The organism is Flavobacterium sp. AK-345 (genome assembly GCF_058310175.1).
This window is the reverse complement of the sequence record NZ_JBZEER010000001.1, coordinates 643,210-667,722: the sequence shown is the minus strand read 5'-3', so window position 1 is coordinate 667,722 and position 24,513 is coordinate 643,210. Positions and strand designations below refer to the sequence as shown.

Here is a 24,513-nt window from a genome sequence, read left to right as displayed (position 1 = left end):
GATCCCTGCTTTTATTTTTCAAGCAAAAACAAAATATATTCGCCATGATTAGAAAAACCTTTTTCTTTCTCGATAAATCCTTTCTTTTTATAAAACTCGACGGCTTTGGTATTTTGTATCAGGCATTTTAATGTAACAGGCGAATTCATAGTTTTAATGGCTTCGTTGAGTAAAATTGTTCCAATATTTTTATGCTGATGTTCTTCATCAATATATAAATGATGAACGAAATTATCGGGAAGCCATAACGAAATAAATCCAACGGCTTTATTATTTAATACAGCAACTAAAACAAATTCTCCTGCAGTTTCACGATCAAAATCATCAAGATTGTACTCGATAATATCCTCTAGCCAATAAAATGTTTTTTGACGAACTTCAAGAAATATCCTTTTTAAATCGGGAATATGATTTTTGTTCTTTTCAAAAATTTGAATCATTTGTGGTTTATTATTTAAGGCAACAAATTACTCTTTTTTTCAATTCAATAATTTACAAATACATTAAATCATTATTACATTCCGTCATCGAAAAATTTGAAGTATCGAATTTTATATTAGTGCGGATAACAAAGAATATTTTTAAAAACTATTTAAAAAAAAATCTCCTTAACACAATGATGTTAAGGAGATTTTGTATGGTCTAGTAAAGTATTTCTTTTGCTTAAATTTTGTCCAGTGTTAATTTCATTTCCTTACTATCCAAAATCAATTTATCATCTGTAATGATACTTTCACAAGGATATGGGGTTCCGGTTTCGTCTTTAATTACGAGTTTTTTACCCCCATTTGTTAGTGCGTAAGTACCATTATTTATTTCTCCCTGTAAAAACCCCGTCACATGTCCGTCTTTTGTAAACGTTAAAGTTCCGTTAGTTAAAATTACATTTTTCAGAGAATCAGAAAGAGGCATTTTTGCTTCAACAGCGGTAATTTTCCAGGAATTTACCAGTTTGTTTCGCCCTTTGCATGAAACCATTATAATAGTTAATAATGCAATCCCAAAGATAAATAAGTTAGATTTTTTCATGATTTTGTGATTAAAGTTAGATAATATGAAATTACAAAAATAATTTCAATTAAAAATCTAAAAATCAAATATTTATAAGAACAATCAAAAGATTAAACTTACAATTAATAAAATCATATTAGCAGAAGAAAGACATACAGAAACATGCTTCTATGAAAACCTTTGTAGTTTCGAATCAGAAGAAAAGCTCAGAACCTTAGTAACTTAGCCACTTAGCGCCTTAATTAAGCGTTAAAGCTCCCAAAATTTCCTCATACATAAATGGTCCGCCCGGGTATTTGGCAGTATAATCAAGATTTAGCCAAACCTGGCCACGCTCATCGATATGGTAATGTAGTTTTTGCTTGTAACTTTCTTTGGGGAAAAGTACATTTTTTATCAAATAATTGACCTTTTCTAAATCGATCGAAGAACCAATTAGTATTTCAGGGTAAATATGTCCTTTAGTATGTATTAATCTTGGAGTTCCGCCAATTGACCGAATCGCCGCTGCCATTAAAATAGAATGATCATCACAATCTCCCGAAAAATATTCTAACGATTCGCTGGCCGTTGCAATATAATCGCCTTCTTTTGGGTCGTTTACGTAATTCCAGCGGCTGTTTATTTCTTTAAAAACAGCAAAGCACTGAATCGTTGTTCTATAATCAGAATAGCCTCTTATGCCTTTAAAATGCTTTGTAGTAGCCATAATGGCAAAGTTTCGAACTTTCGGATTTTGGTATTCGATCGCACTAAGAATCAATGATTTGTTTGGAAAGGGAAGTAGCTTTGCGACAATAATATCCTGAGGATACGGATTGTCTGACATTGTATAAATCATTGAATTATAATCTTCTGAAATCTCATTGAAACCGTAATTTCCTATTATCGAACCATAAACCAATACTAATAAATATATTGCAATACAGGCAATTATAATTGTTCGCAAATACATCAAAAGAAAAAATATACCTGCAAACACAAACACAAACATAAAAACACGATCCAGATTAAAGGCCCATTCTAAATCGATCAGGTTTTGATGCAGAATGATAAAAATGGGTATCGTTATCAAAAGACTCAAAACGCTAATAATAATCCTGTCCCAGGGTGATTTAACCTGTAATTTGGATTTTAATTGCGGAAAGTCAATTTTAGGAAATTTTATCATAAGAATCAAAAGCAGTATTTACAGCGCTTTTACAGTTTCAACAAAAGTACTTTTTTTATCAATAATTCCGAGATCAAATAATTGATTTTGAATTTTATCGAATGCTTTTTCATTTAAATGTTTTTGCGACCATTGTGTTAGCTTTAACCATTCCTGAATATCTTCAAGTTGTTGGTTAAAAAGTTCGGCCAGAGTTTTATCAATATCCGGAATCTGCGCAAAATCGTGTGTAGTTTTATTAATTACTTCCAGAATTTTTTCGACCGCTTTTGAATTTTTCTTCAAAAATTCGTCACGAACCGTAATTACAAAAGAAGGCCATGGAGTAGGGCAGTCACCAACACGTCTAAAAACTCCCTGATCTACAAGAGGTTTTGTCATAAAATGTTCCCACATAAAATAATCGGCAGTTCCGTTTGTCAAAGCTTCAACAGCGCCATCAATAGTATTTACGATTTCAAATTGTAAGTTATCGGTTTCCCAGCCTTGATTATTGGCATTTACATACGCCATTAATTCTGATCCGGAACCTTTTCTGGAAATAGCAACTTTTTTATTTTCAAGATCTTTTATAGTGTGGAAATCAGATTTTGCGCCAACGTGAATCCCCCAAATTAAAGGCGATTGCACATAGATCTGAACAATTTTGCTTGGGTTTCCTGCAATAATGTCTTTTACAATTCCTTCTGTTAAAATAACCGCAATATCAGCTTCTCCGTCACGAAGCATCTGACACATTTTACCGGTTCCTTCGGGAATATTTGTCCATTGCAAATCAATGTTTTCAGCTTCAAATTCGCCATTTTCGATGCATATACGCCATGGCAAATTGAAGTGTTCAGGAACACCTACAATTTTTACAGTTTTCATTAGGTTTAAGTTTAAGTTGTTTGGTATGCGTATTATAAGTTTGTTTGTCGTTTATTAGTTTTTTATTAAATCTGCTCTGTGTTTTTCAGAAAGACATGGTTCCCCAAAATCTATTATAGAAAGATCTACATATTCATTCAATATACTTTTAACAACAGAATAATCAACTTCTCTGATTACTTCAACTGCAAAAAGAGTTTCATTCATTCCTTCTGATTCACAATTAACTACTTTAAGTTTTTCTCTTATTATTTCTTTGTCAAAACCTTTTTCCAGAATTATAACCTGAACAATTGAATTTCCAGAAGTTTCTATAGTCTTTTTATATACCAAACGCTCTTCATCTTCATCATATTCGGCATAAAAAATATCATCTGTTGCAATTAGAGGTCCAAAGAATGGAATATTATCTAATTTGTAATACCCTTTTTCTAAATCAATAATCTCTGCCCACATAGTCTCTACAACTGTGTCTTCTAATAAATCACTATAATATCTAAATAGGATTTTTTTATGTGTATCTGTCATTCTCTAATTTAATTTTGTTGCCTTTAAAGGCGATATTACAATGCGATAACCGTCAGGATCCTGAAACACGTGTCCATTTTCATTCCAATACGGATTTAAAGCAATTGTCTCAGGAATATTATTATCATAAAATCGACTTAGCAATATATTGTACTCTTCAATTGTCTTCGGATAAAGCACAATAACATCGTCTTCATCAAACGTATGATTCGCTTTTGTTTCAGATTGTGTGAATTCAAAATGCCAGTCTAAACCAGATTTTCCAATAAAAACACCATTGTAATTATTATGTTTTTCAAAACTGCCCAATAGCTCAAATCCAAGAATATTGATATAAAAATCTTCAATTTTCTTTAAATCATCTGTATGACGCGCAACCCTTAAAACCATATTTAAATTTCGTTTTTACTAGAATTATCTAATTCTCAAATTCTCTGATTATCTAATTTTTAAGATCGTAATTGCCTGATATGATGCTCTAAATGATCGACATAATCTGTCATTAAAAACCTTAGATCAATTACAGATTCATCACTTAAAATAATTTTATAATCTAAAGCCTTTTCATCAACAGATTTCATAAGCCTTAGAATTTGTTTATTTATTGAAAGCCAGAGCTCTGTTAAATCATGAATATCCATTATTTGATATTGATTTAAATTTACTAAATCTATCTGCTTATATGGTCTGTGTCGATAAGGTTTTTCTACATAATTAATCTCTGTAAAACGAACCAAATTATGAATTGCAGAATCAACCAAATGCCCTAATATTTCTTTTTTAGACCATTTTCCGGTTTTTTTTTCTTCTAAAATACCCCGATCAATTGTTGGAAAATAAGGTGTATTTTCGTCCAATAATTTCTCAAATCTAGAAATAGCTTCTTCCATAAATTATCTAATTATTTCTGAGCTAATTTGTTTAATGTATAAGTAATTAGCTCGTCAACAGCTTTATACGGATCTTCACTAAAAGTTCCCGACGCACGATTGGCAATAATAGCATTCAATGACAAAGCATTATGACCTAAAAGAGCCGAAAGCCCGTAAATAGCCGCAGTTTCCATCTCTAAATTAGTGATTCTTTCGTCATTAAAAGTAAAATTATCCATTTTATTATTTAATTCTTCATCCTGAATATTCAAACGTAAAACACGCCCTTGCGGACCGTAAAATCCTCCGGCAGTTGCTGTAATTCCTTTAAAAATTTCATCAGATTCAATTACTTTTTCCAGTTTTTCTGAACAGGCAATCGCATATGGTTTTCCTTTACGAATGTCCCAATTGGTATGCGTTACAAAAGCATCTTCAAGAGCGATGTTTGAAACATCATCAATTAAATAGGAGCGAAGCATGTTGTCTAATCCAAGTGCAAATTTTGACATTACAAAACTATCCACCGGAATATCAGCCTGCAGCGAACCCGAAGTTCCAATTCTGATGATATTTAAAGAAGTTAGATTTTCTTTTGGCAAACGCGTTTTTAAATCGATGTTTACCAAAGCATCCAATTCGTTTAAAACAATATCAATATTGTCAGGGCCGATTCCTGTTGATATTACTGAGATTCTTTTTCCTTTATAAATTCCAGTTTGGGTTTTAAATTCTCTTTTTTGGGTTGAATATTCAATCGAATCAAAAAACTGAGTGATTTTTTCTACTCTGTTTTGGTCTCCAACAAATATTATATCGTGTGCAATATGTTCAGGAAGAAGGTTTAAGTGATAAACACTTCCGTCTGGATTAAGTATTAATTCTGATGATTTTATCATTTTTTTTGAGGTACTAAGGTTCTGAGTGGCTAAGGTTCTAGGGGTTTTCTAAAATACCAATTTTCAAATTCCAAATTCCAATTTTTAAAAATCTAAATATTCATGACAAAGCTTTGCGATCTTTGCCTTTTTACAAAGCTTAGAAATATTTCTAGCGAACTTTGCGGTTAAATTTTCACGGTTAAACATTGGAATTTGGGATTTAAAAAATTGGGATTTTTATTACCCTCCAACTCTTTTTGTTTTAAATCCTTTTTCTTTTAAAATTGCCATAATTTTATCCCGATAATCGCCTTGAATGATGATTGAATCGTCTTTAAAAGTTCCGCCTACGCTAAGCTTTGTTTTAATTTCCTTGGCCAGGATTTTAAAATCTTCATCGCTTCCTTCGTAGCCTTCAATTATGGTAGTTGCTTTTCCTTTTCGTTTTTCAAATTTACAAATCATTGGTTCTTTCTGAACGTAAAGAACATGATCTTCCTGCTGAACTTCTTCAGGCTCATTTGATTGTACGTGATCGGGAAATAAATTTTTTAATTGGTCTTGTAAGTCCATAATTTTTTAATTCTAAAAAATAAATTACAATAGTTTTGGTTTTTAAAAATTAAATTCCAAATTCCAATAATTAAGTTTGGAATTTGGAATTTTAATATTGGGATTTAATTTACGTTTATTTTTTAATTAAACCTAAGTCTACTAAACGTTCGTATAAATAATCTCCTGCAGTGATATCCTCAAATTTCTTAGGATTCTCAGCATCAATACAGTTTTCTAAACAATCTAAACGCATATCGCTTACGGGATGCATAAAAAACGGAATAGAATAACGAGAAGTTCCCCATAATTCTCTTGGCGGATTAACTACTTGATGTATCGTTGATTTTAATTTATTATTGGTATGTCTTGACAACATATCACCCACATTAATCACTAATTCATCATCTTGTGCAATGGCATCAATCCATTCGCCATCATGATTTTGAACCTGTAATCCTTTTCCCTGAGCTCCCATTAAAAGCGTAATCAGGTTAATATCTCCGTGAGCTGCCGCACGAATTGCGTTTTCTGGCTCAGAAGTAATTGGTGGATAATGTATTGGTCTTAAAATAGAGTTTCCTTCTTTTGCATATTGATCAAAATAAAACTCATCTAAACCTAAATGCAAGGCAAGGGCTCTTAATACATAAACGCCCGTTTTTTCAAGCATTTTATAAGCTTCTTTACCAACTGCATTAAAACGTGGTAATTCTTTAACTTCAACATTATCAGGGTATTCTGCAGCGTATTTTGAGTCTTTATCAACATACTGACCAAAATGCCAAAACTCTTTTAAATCTCCCTCTTTACGTCCTTTAGCATGTTCTTTTCCAAAAGAAACATAACCTCTTTGTCCGCCAATTCCGGGAATTTCATAATTATGCTTAGTTTCTATTGGCAAAGCGAAAAATTTTCTAATCTCGCCATAAAGTTCGTCTACCAACTGATCATCTAAGAAATGACCTTTTAGGGCTACGAAGCCAATGTTTTCAAATGCACTGCCGATTTCATTTACAAATTTTTGTTTACGTTTCGGGTCGTCCGAAAGGAAATCACGTAAGTCTACACTAGGAATGTTTTGCATACTTTACATTTTTTATTTAAAAAGAATAAGGAACGGTAATTCCTTACAATAACAAAGGTAGATAATATTTTAGATTTGAATTTTAAAAATTAATATAAAATTGAATTTAAACGTAATAATTTAACCATTAAACAGTAAAATCTATTTTTGATTATAATGCATTTTAACCGTCTTTAGACGATAAAAACATGTTAATAATAGAGATAATACCTGAGTTTTCTAATTAAAAAATCTATTTTTATAAAAAATAATATTATGAAAATAGGATTAATAGGATTTGGAAAAACAGGAAAAGCAGTGGCATCAGTATTATTGCAAAACAAAAAATTTTCTCTCGAATGGGTTTTAAAAAGAAATGCCACTTTAGAAAATCGCAATACAGCTGAATATCTCGGAATTGATTCTGATCAAGCAGGAAAAATATATTCGAGTTCTACAACTTCAATACCAGAACTTTTGGATAATCAGCCTGTTGATGTCATAATTGACTTTTCATCTGCATCAGGAATTTATACTTACGGAGAAGCGGCAAGTGAGCGAAAAATCAAAATAATTTCAGCTATTTCTCATTATAGTAATAAAGAGAAGGATTTTTTAAAATCGCTTTCAAAACTTACAACCGTATTCTGGAGTCCGAACATTACCCTTGGCGTAAATTATCTCTTATTTGCTTCTAAATTTCTAAAGAAAATTGCTCCCTGGGTTGATATTGAAATCATTGAAGAACATTTTAAAGGCAAAGACGGAATTTCAGGAACGGCCCTTAAAATTGCAGAAACTCTGGATCTGGAAAAAGAAGATATAAACTCTGTAAGAGCCGGCGGAATTGTGGGTAAACATGAAGTGGTTTTTGGATTTCCTTTTCAAACCGTCAGGCTTATTCATGAAAGTATTTCACGCGAAGCTTTTGGAAGCGGGGTTGTCTTTGTTGCCGAAAATCTAACCGACAAAAAAGAAGGTTTATTTAATTTTGAAGATATATTAGCGCCTTATTTTGCCCTTTAAATTTTATTTTAATGCGAATAATTATTATGAATAATTTTCCTACTTTTGACCAGTTAAAAAATTACATTTCATAGCATTTAATTATTTAACTAATAATGTTAATTTTTTTATATTTTTATAAATTCAAAAGCAACTACAAAAACAAAACCTAAATGATTTTTTACAGACAAAATCTCACCAATCCTCAATTACTTGATTTATACAAAAAAATACTAAAACCCAGATTAATCGAGGAGAAGATGCTAATCTTAATTCGACAGGGAAAAGTATCCAAATGGTTTTCAGGAATAGGGCAGGAAGCAATCTCTGTAGGGATTACTGCAGCTTTGGATGAAACAGAATATGTATTACCAATGCACAGGAATCTTGGAGTTTTTACTACAAGAAATATTCCGTTGCACAGACTTTTTTCCCAATGGCAGGGAAAAGCAAATGGTTTTACAAAAGGAAGGGATCGTAGTTTTCATTTTGGAACCCAGGAATATAATATAATAGGAATGATTTCGCATTTGGGGCCGCAGTTAGGAATTGCAGATGGAATTGCCCTTGCAGATAAACTTCAAAAAAATAAAAAAGTAACAGCTGTATTTACCGGTGAAGGCGCAACAAGTGAAGGTGATTTTCACGAAGCGCTGAATATTGCCGCTGTCTGGAAATTGCCTGTAATGTTTGTTATCGAAAATAATGGCTACGGACTTTCGACTCCAACAAATGAGCAGTATTTATGCGAAAATCTCGCAGATAAAGGTGTTGGTTATGGTATAGAAAGCCATATTATTGACGGAAATAATATTATTGAAGTTTATAATAAAATAACACAGTTAAAAAAAGAAATGCAGGAAGATCCGCATCCAGTTTTATTAGAGTTTAAAACCTTTAGAATGCGTGGTCATGAAGAGGCAAGCGGAACTAAATATGTGCCTGAAGAAATGATGAAGGAATGGGCTACAAAAGATCCTGTAGATAATTACAGAATGTTTTTATTGGATGAAGGAGTTCTAACGGAAGAATATGATAACACATTGAGAGCCGAAATTAAGCAGGAAATTGATGAGCAATTAGCTATTGCAAATGCTGAACCTGAGATTGTGCCTACTTACAGCGGAGAATTAAATGATGTTTACGCACCATTTGAATATGAAGAAGTTAAATCAAAATCTGAAACCAGAAATATTCGTTTTATAGATGCCATCAGAAACAGTCTTGAACAATCATTACAACAACATTATCGTCTTATTTTAATGGGTCAGGATATTGCAGAATATGGTGGTGCATTTAAAATAACAAAAGGTTTTGTTGATCTTTTTGGAAAAGACAGAATACGCAACACTCCAATTTGCGAAAGCGCAGTAGTTTCTGCCGGAATGGGATTGTCAATTAATGGCTATAAAGCTGTTGTCGAGATGCAGTTTGCTGATTTCGTTTCAACAGGATTTAATCCAATTGTAAACTTATTGGCAAAATCACATTATCGCTGGGGCGAAAAAGCCGATGTTGTAATTCGTATGCCTTGCGGCGGCGGTACTCAGGCGGGACCTTTTCATTCGCAGACAAACGAAGCCTGGTTTACAAAAACTCCGGGGTTAAAAGTGGTTTATCCAGCTTTTCCGTATGATGCAAAAGGATTATTAAATACTTCTATTAACGATCCGAATCCGGTATTATTTTTTGAACACAAACAATTATACCGAAGTGTTTATCAAGATGTTCCAATAGATTATTATACAATTCCGTTAGGAAAAGCGGCTCTTTTAAAAGAAGGAAAATCAGTTACGATTATCTCTTTTGGAGCACCTGTACACTGGGCTTTGGAAACTCTGGCAAATAATCCTGAAATTGAAGCTGATTTAATTGATTTAAGAACTTTACAGCCTTTGGACACAGAAACTATTTTTGCATCGGTTAAAAAGACCGGAAAAGTAATTATATATCAGGAAGATACCTTGTTTGGTGGAATTGCCAGCGATATTTCGGCCTTAATCATGGAAGAATGTTTTGAATATCTTGACGCTCCGGTAAAAAGAGTAGCAAGTTTAGATTCTCCAATTCCGTTTACAAAAGCACTTGAAGATCAATTTTTACCCAAAAATCGTTTTGAGGTAGTTCTAAAAGAATTATTAGAATATTAAAAATATTAATCATTATATAAATTAGGGGGTATGAAAAATTTTCGTGCACCCTTTCTAATTTTGAAAATACATAAAATCACCTAATATTAGTATTATCAAATATTTTATTTCTAAACTTGTAAAAAATTAAGTAATAACTTACAAAAATATACATGTTTAGAAATTTTAAATCCGGAGGCAAAAAACAAAGAAACCCATTTGATAGAGAAGATTTTTTGAAAAACGATATATGGGAAACAAAAAGCGTGTTGGAGAAAATGCTAGATGCCAGAAAAACTAGTGATTTTAATCAAAATTTGTTTTCTAACAGATCATTGAAAGAAACTGAAAGCTATAATACAGAGGAATATAGTAATAATGATTTATTGCGATTGGCTAATCTTTATGGAGAATGCCCATTTGACTGGTATCGAAATAAAATAACAGGACAAATAATTTGGCTTGATGGGCATGCTGAAATTGATGGCTATTCTAATTTAGGACATACTTGGGGAAAAACGTTTACTAATGGTGATAGATTATTACTCGATGGAGATACTAAACAAATAACTTACAACGGAGAAATACGTTATGATTTTAGCAAAAGAAACTCATTTCCCAAAGGTAACGGAATCGCATTTTCTGATGGAGGAAATAATCAAGACCCAAGTTCATTGCGCACAGGAGGAAGAAATGTACAATGGATTGATTTTGGAGGAGCATTTGAAGCTCTTATTGCAATACTAGGTTTTGAGGTAAATAGAAGTACGTCAAAAGGAAAAGGAACCAATGGAGGAAGACCAACCTATGAAAATAAAGTGGATGATGGAATAAATGCTGTTGATAATGGTGCAAATGCTACTAAAACTATATATGGAGAGGTAAAAGAACAAAAGGAGGAATTTAAACAAGTAAAAAATGACACTACAACAACTCTTTATTATGGAGGTACAAATAATACTCTTCAAAAGACAGAAAAATCAGTTAATGGGATAATTATTAAAAGAGAAAAAAAATGATTAAAATAGAAAAGAAAAACGTTCGTAAATTCTTTATTTTATTTGTGCTATTTGGATTTTTACTTTATTCCTGTAAAAAAGAAAATGAAAAAAGAGGTGTACTGAAAACATATTTTCCAAAAGATAAAGAAATTGTTTTTTCAGAATATTTAATTAAAAATGAAGATACTCTTTTAGATGGAAAATATATAGTTCGTAAATATAATGGAGAAAAAATAAAGTCCGGCGTATATAAAAATGGGAAATCAATAGGCCCTGTTATTTTTTATTTTGATAATGGAAATATAGAGAGTATAGATAAGAGAAATAATAACAAATCGATTGAGACAATTTTTAATTATAGAAATGGAAAAATTGAGCGGTATACATCATACGATGATTTTGGAAAATCGGCCTTTATTGTTCGTTTTGATGAGCAAAGTAATGTAAAAAGTTACGAAGGTTATCCATTAATGGAAACATATCAATATAAAATAGCACACAAAGAGCGATTTAAAATAAAAATTAATCAAGTTTTAAGAGTTGGAGACACTCTAAAACATAATTATTTAGTAGCAAACATACCCAATGCCAAACGCAGTTTGAAGATAGAAAATCTTGATATTGACAATGCAAAGATTAAAAGAATAATTACAGAAATTCCACCAACTGCTATTGATGTGAAAGAAGTTCTAACTAAAAAAGGAATTAATAATATAAGAGCAATTGTTAAATATGAGTTTAATGATAAAGGAAAAACAGTAATAAATGATACAGTTTCTTTTGAAGTAAATGTAAATTAAAGGGATACTCTAAAACTTAATTAAAAAAGGTTTGATAAAATTACTTTCATCAAACCTTTTTCTTTTAGACGATTACTACAAATCGCTGGCCATCAATATTTTCTGCATTCCATATTTTCTCAATATCAACCAAACTTACTTCTTCAATATTTACTTTAAGTTTATTTTGAGCTGCCAGAAGAAACATTTCCGGAAGAATTTCTGAAAACAATAATTTGATTTCTTCTTTTGCCCAGCTTCCTAAGCCTGAACCTGATAACTGTAGATCGACGCTTCTTAAAATTCCTGATGACAATTGAATTGTATCACCGGCCATTCCTCCAATAGTTACATATCTTACTTTGTTTGTGAATGCTCCATTTCCTTTTAAAATAGAAAGAATTAATTCTGCCGGATGTCCCCACAAATAATCCAGAATGATATCTATAGGCGTATTTAAGTGAATGGCTTTTAGCTGAGCAATAAAATCTTCATCGTTTTGTTTAAGTGAAATAACTTCGTCAGCGCCTAATTCTAAAAGACTTTGAAGTGTTTTTTCATTTCTTCCTGTAACAATAATTTTTTTTGCTCCATAATGTTTCGCAATCTGAATTGCCATTTGACCAGTAAAACCAGTTGCGCCGTTTATCAAAACCGTTTCTCCTGGTTTAATTTGAGCTCTGAATTTTAAAGCCATCGCTGATCCAGCAACCGCATTAGGCATTGAAGCCGCAATTGCATTACTAATTCCGTCCGGTAAAGGAACAGATAGATTTTTATCGATAATCGCTTTTTCAGCCATTGTACCGCTAATTCCGCGGGCATAAACTCTTGTTCCGTCTTCCAGTAAACCAATTGCGTCACTGCCCACTACAAAACCGTTTTGATTTTCCTTTTCAGATGAATAATGTGCCCCGCTGGCTTTTCCTTTATCAAGATTGGTAATTGCAACGGCTTTAACCGACATTAGAATTTGATTTTCATTTTGTACAATTGGTTCTGCAATTTCTGCATATTTTGGCATTTCGCCTTTTTTATAAACTACTGCTGCTTTCATAATTATTTAATTTTATGATGCAAAGTTAGATTGCGGTTTACGCGCCAACGATAACATTTGTTATCAAATAAATACAAGTGCTATGTTTTTAAACCATATAAGTAATTATAAGTCAAGCTTAAATGAACTTATAAACTTATATGGTAAAATGGTATGTTGAAATTCTCTATTTTTTATGAACCAATTTGCTTTTTATTCGGCTTAAATGAACCGTAGTTACACCAAGATAAGAAGCTATATAATGTTGAGGAACACGTTGTATGATTTGAGGTTTTTCTTCAATTAAATTAAGGTAACGCTGAGTAGGGGAGTCTTTTATAAATGAAACAAAATGCCTCATATAATCAAATGTACGCTGAAAAAGCATGTCGATGAAACGATCCCTTAACTCCGGAATCTCTTTAATTTCTTCCAAAATTTTATCCATATCGTTTTTAGAAATCCACCAAATTACAGATGGCTCAATGGTTTCAATAAACACCGGACTTGGAAACTTTTTTATAAAACTTTCAATAGAAGCCACGCTTTGATTTTCGAAGAAAAATTGCGTCGTAAGATCTTTTCCGTTATTGTTAAACCAAACTCTAATACAGCCTTTTTCTATAATAAATAGCTTTTTTGAAACTTCGCCTTCTTCTAAAAGTGTTGTTTTTGCAGGAACTTCAAGGCGATTGAAATAGCTTGTATATTCGATCCAGCGTTCGTCGCTTATCGGGAATTTATTTCTGAATTTGGTAAACATTTATATATATTTATCATATAAAATTAAGCTTTCCAGAAATAGGAAATTAGTTTTATCAAAACAATTATTCCGGAATAATAAAGAATTGTACTAAAATTAACCCTGATAGAAATTAAAAAAACCAAACCTGATAGATAAGGATAACTATCGGCTAAATATTTGTATGCTAATTTTACTTTATAATTTTTAAATTCAGAAATAATATCATTGTGCCGAACATTATTAAAATACCATAAATTTAAGATCGATAAACCAACTCCAATTATGATAAAAACATAAAAAGAAATTGTGCGGTAACTATTAAAAAGAAAGAAGTATACTGTGAAAATATTTATAAAAAATAATATAGATAACAATCTTGCTGAAGATGATTCAGAAGAAGATTGATTGGTTTTTAAAATAACTTCGTAAGTTCTATAAAATAAGTAATGGTAAGCTGTTTTAATCATTTTATAGGTTACTTCGAATTCGATTCCAATTCAAACAACTGCACCTGACTTTTCAATCGGTCAATTAATAAGTTCATCATTCTTTTGTTTAAACTTGATGAATTTTGAATATAAGTATCATATTCTTCAATGGTAAAAAGTGCCATAACAATTCCTTTTAAAGAATTACGGAATTTAATATCCTTTTGAATGGAGTTTTCAATTGTTTGCAATTTCTTTTCGACTGTGTACGAATAAAAATCGGCTTTGTTTTTGTTTACGTAGTTGATAAAAACGGCTACAAACAAATCGTTTTGAAGTTTTAAAATAGGCCTAATCGTTTGATTTTGAAACAACTCATCTGCTGAAGATTGAGCACTTACAGTTCCTAAAGTTTCGCCTCTTAATTCTTTTAAAAAAGTGTCTCTATCTGCCATGTTTTTTCTTTAAATTTAGAAAAAAATAAAACACGAAACTCATTATAATTAATTTTTTACCAACTAAAACACATAAGTTTATTTAAGCTTAACTTTAATTTATTATAGGATTTAACCGAAAAAAAATACTCAAAAATGTTTCAAAAACTTTTAATTGTTTTCTTATTGTTCGCTTTTCTAATTTCCTGTAATTCTAAAGAACAAAAGGACAAATACAATCATCTTATTTATCGCGCTGTCAACAACAAGGATACGGCAATTTTAGACGTTAATATAAGTGATAAACGTTTTTACGGACGTTATGAAATATCATATTACAAAACAGGGAAAGATTCCGGCGATGTAAGGGGAGATATAAAAGGAAATACCTTAACCGGTGATTTTCATTATATTTCTAACGGAGGAAGCTGGAAAAGAGTTCCATTAGCTTTGCTTAAAAAAGAAAACAAATTACTACTTGGAAATGGTGTCATTGGCACTTTCATGAATCTTCCTTGCTTTATTCAGGGAACGCTGAGTTTTAACGATCCAAAATTTGTTTTTGAAGAAGTGAAAAAGTAGTATTTTTTGTTTTAGGTTTGAGCTGTGCTGTATTTAACCGCAAAGTCCGCAATGGTTTACGCTAGGAGCGCAAAGTTAATCCTTGCGTGCTTTGCGAAAAAACTTTGCGGACTTTGCGGTTAAATTATGTTCAAAGTAAAACTTGAAACTTGAAACAAAGAAAACCTGAAACTTTTATTTAATCTAAAGGTCCAATCTGCGATGGCAATTCGAAAATTTCTAAATCAAAATAAATAACCGAAGCCATTACATGATCAAAAATATCGGCCATAATATATTCGTAATTTGCCCAGCGTTTGTCACTCGAAAAAGCATAAATCTCTAACGGAACTCCATGCTCACTCGATTGTAATTGACGACACATAATATGCATATCTTTATTCAAACCAGGATGTGTTACCAGATATTGCATGATGTATTTTCGGAACAAACCTAAATTAGTCATGTTTCTACCGTTTAGTGCAAGGCTTTTATCAACACCATGCAATGCATTGTATTTCTCAATTTCGGCCTGTCTGGTTTCTATATAAGATGAAATGAGCTGTACTTTTTTCATCTGATTCAAATCTTCATTATGAAGAAAACGAATGCTGCTGCTTTTTATCAAAACATGCCTTTTAATACGCCTTCCGTCAGATTTTTGCATGCCTCGCCAATTCTGAAACGAATCTGAACTCAAGGCATATGTTGGAATCGTGGTAATGGTATTATCAAAATTTCGAACTTTTACAGTAGTTAAATTGATTTCGATAACATCGCCATCGGCACCAAATTTATCCATTGTAATCCAGTCGCCAATACGAACCATGTCGTTTATAGCAACCTGAACACTGGAAACAAATCCTAAAATAGTATCTCTGAAAATCAAGATAATAATTGCCGAAAGTGTCCCTAAAATAGTCAGCAATTCGCCTTTTTTAATTCCGAATAAAGTCGAAATAATAAGCGCAACACCAAAAATCCAGAGCACAATCATGATAACCTGTACAAAACTGTCGATAGGTTTATCGCTGTATTCCGGTTTTTGTTTTAAATAATCCCGTAACGAATTAAAAATCGTTCTGATGATCCATAAAGTGATCAAAACAATATAAACGCCAACTATTTTTCCAAAAAGTCCTTCCCAATAATCGTATTTATCTAAAATAATCGGAACAGCTTTATAAATAAAGAAAAACGGAATTAAATAAGCGGTATATTTTGTGGTTTTATTGTGAACCAAATAATCATCAAACTTCGTTTTGGTACGCTGGGCAAAAACCGCCGTAAGCGTAACCAAAACGAACTTGGCAAGATAATATATGGCATACGCCAAAGCCACCATAATGGCAATATTAAAAACAAGACTAGTGTAGGACGCAAAATTGCGGCTCATTCCCCAATCTCGAAAAAGCGGATATAAAAAGTTGAATATTTTATCCAAAGGTTTATGCATTATTTGCTAAATATTTTTTCTCGATATAGAAAGTTCCAAACGGAATAAGTGAAGCAATCAATATAATTCCGAAAGTTTTTAAATCCCAGTTTTGAGATTTTTTCAGTAAAAAAGCCAACACTATATATCCGATAAATAATACGCCGTGAGTCATTCCTAAAGGACGTAATAATGTATGATAAAGTTCAGGATTGTTTGTTTTAATGATAAGCATATTGGCGAATAAAACTAAATAGGAAATTCCTTCTAAAATTGCGGTAACCTTAAAAATCTTGAGCATACATTTGGTTTTTAAATTTAATCCGGCAAAATTAAGTATTATGGTTGATTATTAGAGTATGAATGCTAAAAGTAATTTAACTTTGTAACCTTAAACTTTGATAATGAGCAAGCGCGATTTAAAAAAATATTTAGCAGATTTAAATAAAGAACAACTTGAGGAACAAATCATCGAATTGTACGAGAAATTTAGTCCGGTAAAAGTGTATTATGATTTTGCTTTTAATCCAAAAGAAGACAAATTATTGCAGGAAAGCAAAGTCAAAATTTCGCACGAATATTTCCCTGTAAAAAAGCCAAATGCAAAATGGCGTCCTAAAGCAAAAATGAGGCGATCTGTTGCGCAAAAAATTATCAAACATTTTATTTCATTAGGTGTTGATTCGTTTATTATTGCCGATTTGATGTTGTATAATATCGAAATAGCGCAAACTTTCTCATCTAATAATTTTATTAAGCAGGAATTATTTTACAAAAGTATGTTTAATTCTTTTGAGCAAGCGTTAAATTTTGTTATTTCGAATGGAATTTTGAATGAATTTAAAACGAGAATAATTGCGATCCAACAGCAAACTATTCAACAAAAATGGAAAAACAAATACGATTTTGAGATAATTTTAGACAAAATCGACTTATAAAAACACTTCTCATAAAAAATCTTATTAAAAAAAATCATTTATTTTAAATTAAAATAGGATGGATAACTGTTTTTTAGATGTATTTTTGCAAAAATCCAAAAATAAACAATGTCTCAAAACACTTTAGAAATAGAAAGAGAAGAGAAAAAAGAACTTTATGCATACCAAAAAGGCGATATCGACGCCATTTTTGAACGTTTAGACAATGCTCCAGCTCAACATCATTTATTGTATCAACTACCAACAGGTGGAGGAAAAACTGTAATTTTTTCTGAAATCGTTCGTCGTTATTTAGCGAATAATGATAAAAAAGTAGTTGTTTTAACGCACCGTATAGAACTTTGTAAGCAAACTTCAAAAATGTTGAAAGGCTTTGGTGTTTCTAATAAAATCATCAATAGTAAAGTAAAAGAACTGCCTGATCAAAACGATTATTCATGTTTTGTGGCGATGGTTGAAACTTTAAAAAACCGTATCAATGACGAGAAATTACATCTTGACAATATTGGTTTGGTTATTATTGACGAGGCACATTACAATTCATTTAGAAAATTATTAAACTCATTCAAAAATGCTTTTATTCTTGGAGTAACAGCAACACCTTTGAGTTCGAATATAAAATTACCAATGCACCAGAGTTATGATGAACTTATTGTGGGAGACACAATTAGCTCATTAATTGATAAAGGATTTTTGGCGCGTGCTACAACCTATAGTTATGATGTGGGATTAACATCATTAAAAGTAGGTATTAATGGAGATTATACCGTAAAATCTTCTGATGATTTGTATACCAATACAATCATGCAGGAGAAATTACTGCATGCTTATACAGAACGTTCATTAGGTAAAAAAACCCTGATTTTCAACAATGGTATTCATACTTCATTATATGTATATGAAACTTTTAGAGAAGCGGGCTACGACATCAGACACCTTGATAATACAAGCAGTTCTGAAGAACGTAAAGATATTTTGGCCTGGTTTAAGAAAACTCCGGATGCAATTTTAACTTCGGTTGGAATTTTAACAACTGGTTTTGATGAGCCAACCGTAGAAACTATTATATTAAACAGAGCAACAAAATCGTTGACTTTATACTACCAGATGATTGGTCGTGGATCTCGTAAATTACCTGGTAAAGATGAATTTACGGTTATTGATCTGGGAAATAATGCAGCGCGTTTTGGTTTGTGGAGCGAGCCTGTAAACTGGCAGCATATCTTTAAATCACCTGAATTTTATTTGGAGAATTTACGTGACGATACAGAAATTGAATTGTATTTTAAATATACAATGCCTCCTGAATTAAGAGCTAAATTCAGTAAAACTGCTGAAGTTACTTTTGATGTTGATGAAGAACATAAACTTATTATCAAACAAAATTTACGTTCTAAAGTAGTACTAGACAAGTCATTAGAACAACATGCAGCAATGTGTGTTGATAATACCGAAACTTTACAAGAAGCAAAATCTTTAGGAAAAGAATTGGATGATGATATTGAATGCCGTATCAAACGTTATGCAAAATGCTTAAGCCAATGCAGTAAAAACTACCGCGAATGGTTGGTTGAAGATTACAAAAAGAATATGACTTTATTAATCGGTAAAAAATACCGTGAAAAAATCATGAACGAACCGGATTGATAGGAAGAAGATTAAAAAAGTTTCAGGTTTCAAGTTTGCTTTGCGGTTAAATTATACTCAAAGAAAAACAACCTGAAACCTGAAACAAAAAAAAAAATAAAAACAAAACTAAAAAATGTCTAAACAATTCTCATCATTAGGAGTTTCAGCACCAATTTTAAAAGCTCTAAACGAGTTGAACATTGTTGAACCAACAGAAATTCAACAAAAAACAATTCCGCTTCTTTTAAATGAAATTCACGATGTTGTAGGTTTAGCCAAAACCGGAACGGGAAAAACAGCCGCTTTCGGATTGCCTTTATTGCAATTAGTTAATACAGAATTACCAATTGTTCAGGCTGTTATTTTGGTGCCAACCAGAGAACTTGGACAACAGATTTTTAGAAATTTAGAAGATTTCGGAAAACATATTCCGAATATCTCTATAGCTTCAACTTGTGGTGGAATCCCCATTAAGCCACAAATTGAACGCCTTACACAGCCAACACATATTGTTGTTGCAACACCGGGACGTTTAATCGATTTGATTCAGCGTAAAGCAATTGATTTAAAACAAACAGAATATTTAGTTTTGGATGAAGCCGATGAAATGGTTTCAATCTTAAAAGAAAGTTTAGACGAAATTGTTGCTGAACTTCCTAAAAAACACCGCACTTTATTGTTTTCAGCAACTTTGCCGGGAACAATCAAACAATTGATTCAGAATTACTTAAATAAAAATGTAGTTCAGGTTAGCGCCAACATGGAAACTGTTGGTAACCAAGGAATTGATCACGAATATATTGTGGTTGACCCGATTGAAAAACTGGATGTTTTAATGCATTTTCTAAACTCAAAAGATGGTGAACGCGGAATCATTTTCTGTAAAACCAAAGCTGCAGTAAATAAATTAGCTAAAAATCTGGCTATAAATCGTTTTTCATCCGGAGCGCTTCACGGTAGTTTATCTCAGGGAATTCGTGATAGGATTATGGAACAATTTCGTGAAGGACATATCAATATTTTGGTTGCTACCGATTTGGCTGCGAGAGGAATAGATGTAAAAGAAATCTCTTATGTGGTAAATTACCACTTGCCTGACACTTATGAAAATTACGTTCATAGAAGTGGAAGAACCGCAAGGGCAGGAGCAAAGGGACTTTCTTTAACCGTTTTACAAGAGGAAGAAACAGTTGAAATTCCGGAATTTGAAAAAGAATTAGGAATTAAATTTACTAAATTCCAAAAACCTTCAGCAGTAAGTTTAGAAGAAAATAATATGCTTTTATGGGCAAAACAAATCTTCAAAACCAAACCAAATCACGATCTTTCAGCAGATTTGAAAACGAATGTAAAAACAGTTTTTCACCATCTTACTAAGGATGAATTAATTGAAAAACTAATGGCAAATTACGTTTTACAGAACAAAGTTGAAGTCGTAGAAAAACCTGTTAAAAAATTCAAAAAGTAATATTTCGATAACTTGATTTAGCCAATTTATGTTGTATTTTTATGAGCAAATGACAATTTGAACTATAAAATACGACTGGAAATGGCAGCAAATATTATTATAAAAAAAATTTCGATTAGCGAAGTTGATGATTTACAAAAGATTGGCCGACAAACTTTTGAAGAAACATTTTCTGAACATAATTCTAAAGAAAACTTAGAAGCTTATTTGGATGAAGGATTTTCATATGAAAAACTAACTGCCGAACTTACCAATGAAGATTCTGAATTTTACTTCGCTATTCTTGAAAATGAAGTAATTGGCTATTTAAAAGTCAACTTTGGAGATTCTCAAACAGAATTGAAAGATAATAAAGCTCTTGAAATTGAGAGAATATATGTTTCAAAAGAATTTCACGGAAAAAAAGTCGGACAACTACTTTACGACAAAGCCATTGAAATTGCAAAAGAAAAAAATGCTGAATATGTGTGGCTTGGTGTTTGGGAGGAAAATGGGAGAGCCCTAAATTTTTACCAAAAAAATGGTTTTACAGAATTTGACAAACACATTTTTAAATTAGGTGATGATGAGCAAACCGACCTTATGATGAAACTTAAATTGACCAATTAATTCCATAATTTTTTAACAGAAAACTCAAAATTGGTTTTTGTATTTGGAATTATAATGTTAAATTTATAGAACTGCTATAAGCAGAAACAGTTGTACTCATAAATCCTACTTAAATAAAAAATACATATGAATATAGTCATAATAGGAGGCGGTTTTGCAGGGATAAATCTTGCAAAAGAACTTGTTAATCAGCCTGAAATACAAGTAACGCTTGTAGATAAAAATAACTATAATTTTTTTCCACCATTAATATATCAGGTTGCTACTGCTTTTTTAGAACCATCAAGTATTAGTTATCCTTTCAGAAAGTTTTTTGCCGGTAAAAAAAATCTACAATTTCGTTTGGGAGAACTGCTTTCTGTAGTTCCTGCCGAAAATAAAATAATTTTAAATAATGGCGAATTAACATACGATTATCTGGTTTTTGCCACAGGCGCCGAAACAAGTTATTTTGGTATGGAAAATGTAATGAAAAATGCCATTCCGATGAAAACCTTAAACGATGCCATCGAAATGCGAAATGCACTGCTTAAAAATCTTGAAAAAGCAGCTATTACCAAAGATATTCGCAAGCGTCGTAAATTATTGACAATTGTGGTTGCCGGAGGAGGACCAACAGGAGTAGAGGTTTCGGGAATGTTTGCCGAAATGCGAAAAAACATCCTGCTTAAGGAATACCCTGAATTAGAGACTTCTGCCAGTAATGTTTATTTAGTTGATGGAGGAGATGCGTTGTTGGCTCCAATGAGTAAAGAGTCTCAAAAAGATACGCTAGAAGCACTTACAAATCTAGGTGTTGTAGTAAAACTAAACACCAGAGTTGTTGATTATGTAGATGATACCGTTCATTTTGAAAACGGAGATACCATCAAAACCAAGAATTTAATTTGGGCTGCGGGAGTTTCGGCTAAAATTTTTGACGGAATTCCGAAAGAAAGTTATGGACGCGGTCGTCGTATGGCAACAGATCAATATAATAAAGTCAACGGACTCGAAAATATATACGCTATTGGCGATACAGCGATTTTGGCCGGAGATAAAAATTTCCCTGACGGACATCCGCAAGTGGCTCAGGTTGCGATTCAGCAAGGTTTAAATTTAGCCAATAATTTTAAAGCAACAGTTAAAAATAAACCGCTTAAACCGTTTGTTTACAATGATAAAGGCTCAATGGCAATTATTGGAAAAAACAAAGCCGTAGTAGATTTACCAAGTCCGAAATGGCATTTCAATGGTTTTTTTGCCTGGGTTATTTGGTTGTTTATCCATTTAATTTCTTTGATAACTTACAGAAACAGAATTAATACATTTTGGAATTGGATGGTAGCTTATTTTGCAAGAGATCAATCTCTTAGAATGATTATCAGACCAGAGAAAAGACAATAAGATTGAATAAATTCCAAATTTTTGAAATTCCAAATCCCAATAAAAAGGCCAGAATCTAAGATTCTGGCCTTTTTATTTAGTTTAAGTTTGTCGTTTTTATCACACCTACAATTGGAATTTGGAATTTTAAAATTGGAATTTTAAAAAATTTAATGTCCAACAACAATATCATCGTCACCAGAAATTTCTACTTTTTCTTTTATAAAACGTTTTCCTATATTTAAAACGATAAAGGCTATAATTGTAGTTGCAGTCATAATAATAACCATTGGTGCAACAGAATTTTTTACAAAAACACCAACTGCAAAAGAAGCTAAAGCTCCCAATCCTAACTGAATTGCGCCCATTAAAGCCGAAGCACTTCCGGCATTTTTGGCAAACGGCGCCATTGTAAGTCCGGCAGTATTTGGGTTTGAAATTCCCAGACAACCCAAGAATAAAAATAACATTATACTAGTTTCATAAAGACCTAAAAGATTATTTAATGCCAATATCAGGAAAACAATACTTATTACAGATTGAGCAATTAAAGCTCCAAAAATCATTTGCTCGCTCGAAAATCTCTTTAATAAAACAGAATTCAATTGACTTGAACCAATAAAACTTACTGACATAAAAGCAAAAATCCATCCGTATGTTTTAGCGTCCACATGATAAATATCCATAAAAATTATAGGAGAGGCCGCTACATAAGTAAATAAGCCCGAAAAAGCGATGGAACCTGTAAATGCGTAAGTATAAAATTGCGGTTCTTTTAGCACTTTTAAAAAGTTATTTATAATTGGTTTAGGTTTTAATGAAATCGAAGTATCTGGTTTAAAACTATTTGGTAAACCAACTTGTGCAGCTATTAAAATAGCAATTCCCATACACATTAGGATAAAAAATACAGTATGCCAGCCATAATCTTCGGTAACATAACCTCCAATTGTTGGCGCTAGCATCGGCGAAAGCCCGAGAACTAACATTAATAATGAAAAAACCTTTGGAATGTCTTTTACAGGAAACAAATCGCGCACCATAGCAACTGAAGCCACAGTTGCAGCACAACTACCAATTGCCTGAATAAAACGTAAAAATATAAAAGCATCAATATCTGTTACATAAACGCATCCTAAAGAAGCTATAATATAAACGAGTAAACCAATAAATAAAGGCTTTTTACGCCCAAAACGATCCAATAAGGGTCCGTAAAGCAATTGTCCGGCTGAAATTCCAATAAAATAACTGGATAAACTCATTGAAACTTTAGCTACAGTTGTATGTAAGTCTTTTGCAATACCTGAAAATCCAGGTAAATACATATCGATCGAAAAAGGACCAAGTGCAGTTAGAGAACCTAAAATCAGAATGAGCTTAATATATTTTTTTGTTGTCATTTTCTTAAAATGTTGCTTTTAATTTCGTGCAAAGATAAATATTTACTACCTTGTTATAGATATTAATTACTTTTTATGAAAAAAGTGGTTATTATGTAATGTTTCAAAATTGTTTTGAAACAATAACTATTAAAAACTAAAATTATGAAAAAAATCTCCTTATTATTTGCTTTAATTTTTACAACAATGTCATTTGCACAATCTATTACAACAAAAATTGAAGATGCAAATCCAGCGCAGTATGCATTACTTGAACAAGTAAATAAATATTATCCTGATATCACTTTAAATAAATCAGTTACCAATTTTTATGCTGATGGAAAGATTATTGATACACAACAAGAATTCAATTTAACAACATCTAAATTTTCAAGCTACAGATTAGGAATTGAGCCAGATAATAAAAAATTATTATTTGAATACGTTTCTGATGAAACCGGAAAAGTATATGGTGATGTTCAAATTTTTAAAGGAAATGCTTTAAGAACAACTTTTTCTGAAAAAACGAATCAAATTGAAGTTTCTTTAAACGGAAAATCAGTTTATTTGAAAAAGCTTAAATAAAATTTTTCTTCACAACAATCTAAAGCATCCACAACC

The 24,513-nt window shown here is 31.8% G+C and carries 28 protein-coding genes; 11 read left to right on the top strand and 17 right to left on the bottom strand.

Features of this window, described 5'->3' with window-relative positions; all coding sequences use genetic code 11:
* Positions 1 to 11: 11 nt before the first annotated feature.
* The 10 genes from AC4FQ3_RS03060 to AC4FQ3_RS03015 all read right to left on the bottom strand — a co-directional run bounded on the left by AC4FQ3_RS03060 (position 12) and on the right by AC4FQ3_RS03015 (position 6,972).
* Positions 12 to 440 carry a GNAT family N-acetyltransferase gene (locus AC4FQ3_RS03060; RefSeq protein ID WP_052483770.1) on the bottom strand — a complete coding sequence of 143 codons (429 nt, stop codon included), beginning with the start codon at positions 438 to 440 and terminating at the stop codon, positions 12 to 14.
* 223 nt (positions 441 to 663) lie between these two features.
* A complete protein-coding gene (locus tag AC4FQ3_RS03055) occupies positions 664 to 1,029 on the bottom strand; it encodes a hypothetical protein (protein WP_042566977.1) in 366 nt (121 codons plus the stop codon).
* 220 nt (positions 1,030 to 1,249) lie between these two features.
* On the bottom strand, positions 1,250 to 2,182 hold the full coding sequence (locus AC4FQ3_RS03050) for a transglutaminase (protein WP_491180810.1): 933 nt from the start codon (positions 2,180 to 2,182) through the stop codon (positions 1,250 to 1,252).
* Between the two features lie 18 nt (positions 2,183 to 2,200).
* Entirely contained in the window at positions 2,201 to 3,052 is an 852-nt protein-coding gene (locus tag AC4FQ3_RS03045) for a substrate-binding domain-containing protein (RefSeq protein ID WP_042567220.1), read from the bottom strand.
* A gap of 54 nt (positions 3,053 to 3,106) precedes the next feature.
* Positions 3,107 to 3,580, bottom strand: a complete 474-nt coding sequence (locus AC4FQ3_RS03040) for a DUF4265 domain-containing protein (RefSeq protein ID WP_491180809.1) — start codon at positions 3,578 to 3,580, stop codon at positions 3,107 to 3,109.
* 3 nt (positions 3,581 to 3,583) lie between these two features.
* Positions 3,584 to 3,970 (bottom strand): VOC family protein, encoded by a 387-nt coding sequence (locus tag AC4FQ3_RS03035; RefSeq protein ID WP_491180808.1) that lies wholly within the window; start codon positions 3,968 to 3,970, stop codon positions 3,584 to 3,586.
* Between the two features lie 59 nt (positions 3,971 to 4,029).
* Complete coding sequence (locus AC4FQ3_RS03030; RefSeq protein WP_491180807.1) at positions 4,030 to 4,470, bottom strand: DinB family protein; 441 nt, start codon at positions 4,468 to 4,470, stop codon at positions 4,030 to 4,032.
* Between the two features lie 11 nt (positions 4,471 to 4,481).
* Positions 4,482 to 5,351, bottom strand: coding sequence for a nucleoside phosphorylase (locus AC4FQ3_RS03025; RefSeq protein ID WP_491180806.1), 870 nt, complete (start codon positions 5,349 to 5,351; stop codon positions 4,482 to 4,484).
* Positions 5,352 to 5,573: 222 nt separating this feature from the next.
* Complete coding sequence (locus AC4FQ3_RS03020) at positions 5,574 to 5,906, bottom strand: translation initiation factor (RefSeq protein WP_042566981.1); 333 nt, start codon at positions 5,904 to 5,906, stop codon at positions 5,574 to 5,576.
* A gap of 115 nt (positions 5,907 to 6,021) precedes the next feature.
* Positions 6,022 to 6,972, bottom strand: a complete 951-nt coding sequence (locus AC4FQ3_RS03015) for an isopenicillin N synthase family dioxygenase (RefSeq protein ID WP_491180805.1) — start codon at positions 6,970 to 6,972, stop codon at positions 6,022 to 6,024.
* Positions 6,973 to 7,227: 255 nt separating this feature from the next.
* Between AC4FQ3_RS03015 and AC4FQ3_RS03010 the strand changes: the two genes are divergently transcribed.
* The 4 genes from AC4FQ3_RS03010 (at position 7,228) to AC4FQ3_RS02995 (ending at position 11,886) form a co-directional block, all read left to right on the top strand.
* Complete coding sequence (locus AC4FQ3_RS03010; RefSeq protein ID WP_073394204.1) at positions 7,228 to 7,977, top strand: 4-hydroxy-tetrahydrodipicolinate reductase; 750 nt, start codon at positions 7,228 to 7,230, stop codon at positions 7,975 to 7,977.
* A gap of 152 nt (positions 7,978 to 8,129) precedes the next feature.
* Entirely contained in the window at positions 8,130 to 10,106 is a 1,977-nt protein-coding gene (locus AC4FQ3_RS03005) for an alpha-ketoacid dehydrogenase subunit alpha/beta (RefSeq protein WP_491180804.1), read from the top strand.
* Positions 10,107 to 10,258: 152 nt separating this feature from the next.
* Positions 10,259 to 11,104: a hypothetical protein gene (locus AC4FQ3_RS03000; RefSeq protein ID WP_491180803.1), complete on the top strand. Its 846-nt coding sequence runs from the start codon at positions 10,259 to 10,261 to the stop codon at positions 11,102 to 11,104.
* Complete coding sequence (locus tag AC4FQ3_RS02995; RefSeq protein WP_491180802.1) at positions 11,101 to 11,886, top strand: toxin-antitoxin system YwqK family antitoxin; 786 nt, start codon at positions 11,101 to 11,103, stop codon at positions 11,884 to 11,886. The genes AC4FQ3_RS03000 and AC4FQ3_RS02995 overlap by 4 nt, the downstream gene beginning before the upstream one ends.
* Positions 11,887 to 11,950: 64 nt before the next feature.
* On the opposite strand, the gene AC4FQ3_RS02990 is transcribed toward AC4FQ3_RS02995, so the two are convergent.
* The 4 genes from AC4FQ3_RS02990 to AC4FQ3_RS02975 form a co-directional block, all read right to left on the bottom strand.
* Positions 11,951 to 12,922, bottom strand: a complete 972-nt coding sequence (locus AC4FQ3_RS02990) for a quinone oxidoreductase family protein (RefSeq protein ID WP_491180801.1) — start codon at positions 12,920 to 12,922, stop codon at positions 11,951 to 11,953.
* Between the two features lie 166 nt (positions 12,923 to 13,088).
* A complete protein-coding gene (locus AC4FQ3_RS02985) occupies positions 13,089 to 13,664 on the bottom strand; it encodes a Crp/Fnr family transcriptional regulator (RefSeq protein ID WP_491180800.1) in 576 nt (191 codons plus the stop codon).
* A 23-nt stretch (positions 13,665 to 13,687) separates the two neighbouring features.
* Positions 13,688 to 14,113 carry a hypothetical protein gene (locus AC4FQ3_RS02980; RefSeq protein ID WP_073394200.1) on the bottom strand — a complete coding sequence of 142 codons (426 nt, stop codon included), beginning with the start codon at positions 14,111 to 14,113 and terminating at the stop codon, positions 13,688 to 13,690.
* 8 nt (positions 14,114 to 14,121) lie between these two features.
* Positions 14,122 to 14,529: a hypothetical protein gene (locus AC4FQ3_RS02975; protein ID WP_042566988.1), complete on the bottom strand. Its 408-nt coding sequence runs from the start codon at positions 14,527 to 14,529 to the stop codon at positions 14,122 to 14,124.
* A gap of 135 nt (positions 14,530 to 14,664) precedes the next feature.
* Between AC4FQ3_RS02975 and AC4FQ3_RS02970 the strand changes: the two genes are divergently transcribed.
* On the top strand, positions 14,665 to 15,090 hold the full coding sequence (locus tag AC4FQ3_RS02970) for a hypothetical protein (protein WP_491180799.1): 426 nt from the start codon (positions 14,665 to 14,667) through the stop codon (positions 15,088 to 15,090).
* A 178-nt stretch (positions 15,091 to 15,268) separates the two neighbouring features.
* Here AC4FQ3_RS02970 and AC4FQ3_RS02965 read toward each other — a convergent pair whose 3' ends face one another.
* Together AC4FQ3_RS02965 and AC4FQ3_RS02960 are read right to left on the bottom strand one after the other, a co-directional pair.
* Positions 15,269 to 16,525: a mechanosensitive ion channel family protein gene (locus AC4FQ3_RS02965; RefSeq protein WP_491180798.1), complete on the bottom strand. Its 1,257-nt coding sequence runs from the start codon at positions 16,523 to 16,525 to the stop codon at positions 15,269 to 15,271.
* The gene (locus AC4FQ3_RS02960; RefSeq protein WP_042566991.1) at positions 16,518 to 16,805 is read right to left on the bottom strand and encodes a DUF3817 domain-containing protein; all 288 of its coding nucleotides are present in this window, start codon (positions 16,803 to 16,805) and stop codon (positions 16,518 to 16,520) included. Before AC4FQ3_RS02960 ends, AC4FQ3_RS02965 begins: the two co-directional genes overlap by 8 nt.
* A 103-nt stretch (positions 16,806 to 16,908) precedes the next feature.
* Here AC4FQ3_RS02960 and AC4FQ3_RS02955 point away from each other — a divergent pair, with 103 nt between their 5' ends.
* The 5 genes from AC4FQ3_RS02955 (at position 16,909) to AC4FQ3_RS02935 (ending at position 22,534) form a co-directional block, all read left to right on the top strand.
* A complete protein-coding gene (locus AC4FQ3_RS02955; RefSeq protein ID WP_042566992.1) occupies positions 16,909 to 17,442 on the top strand; it encodes a DUF6155 family protein in 534 nt (177 codons plus the stop codon).
* Positions 17,443 to 17,550: 108 nt separating this feature from the next.
* Positions 17,551 to 19,089 (top strand): DEAD/DEAH box helicase, encoded by a 1,539-nt coding sequence (locus AC4FQ3_RS02950; RefSeq protein ID WP_042566993.1) that lies wholly within the window; start codon positions 17,551 to 17,553, stop codon positions 19,087 to 19,089.
* 115 nt (positions 19,090 to 19,204) lie between these two features.
* Positions 19,205 to 20,539 carry a DEAD/DEAH box helicase gene (locus AC4FQ3_RS02945; protein WP_491180797.1) on the top strand — a complete coding sequence of 445 codons (1,335 nt, stop codon included), beginning with the start codon at positions 19,205 to 19,207 and terminating at the stop codon, positions 20,537 to 20,539.
* A gap of 81 nt (positions 20,540 to 20,620) precedes the next feature.
* Complete coding sequence (locus AC4FQ3_RS02940; RefSeq protein WP_491180796.1) at positions 20,621 to 21,148, top strand: GNAT family N-acetyltransferase; 528 nt, start codon at positions 20,621 to 20,623, stop codon at positions 21,146 to 21,148.
* 126 nt (positions 21,149 to 21,274) lie between these two features.
* Complete coding sequence (locus tag AC4FQ3_RS02935) at positions 21,275 to 22,534, top strand: NAD(P)/FAD-dependent oxidoreductase (protein ID WP_491180795.1); 1,260 nt, start codon at positions 21,275 to 21,277, stop codon at positions 22,532 to 22,534.
* 149 nt (positions 22,535 to 22,683) lie between these two features.
* Here the strand turns inward: AC4FQ3_RS02935 and AC4FQ3_RS02930 are convergent, their stop codons facing one another.
* Complete coding sequence (locus AC4FQ3_RS02930; RefSeq protein WP_463461048.1) at positions 22,684 to 23,913, bottom strand: multidrug effflux MFS transporter; 1,230 nt, start codon at positions 23,911 to 23,913, stop codon at positions 22,684 to 22,686.
* 144 nt (positions 23,914 to 24,057) lie between these two features.
* On the opposite strand from AC4FQ3_RS02930, the gene AC4FQ3_RS02925 reads away from it, so the two are divergent.
* Positions 24,058 to 24,477 (top strand): hypothetical protein, encoded by a 420-nt coding sequence (locus AC4FQ3_RS02925; protein WP_491180794.1) that lies wholly within the window; start codon positions 24,058 to 24,060, stop codon positions 24,475 to 24,477.
* Positions 24,478 to 24,513: the final 36 nt, after the last annotated feature.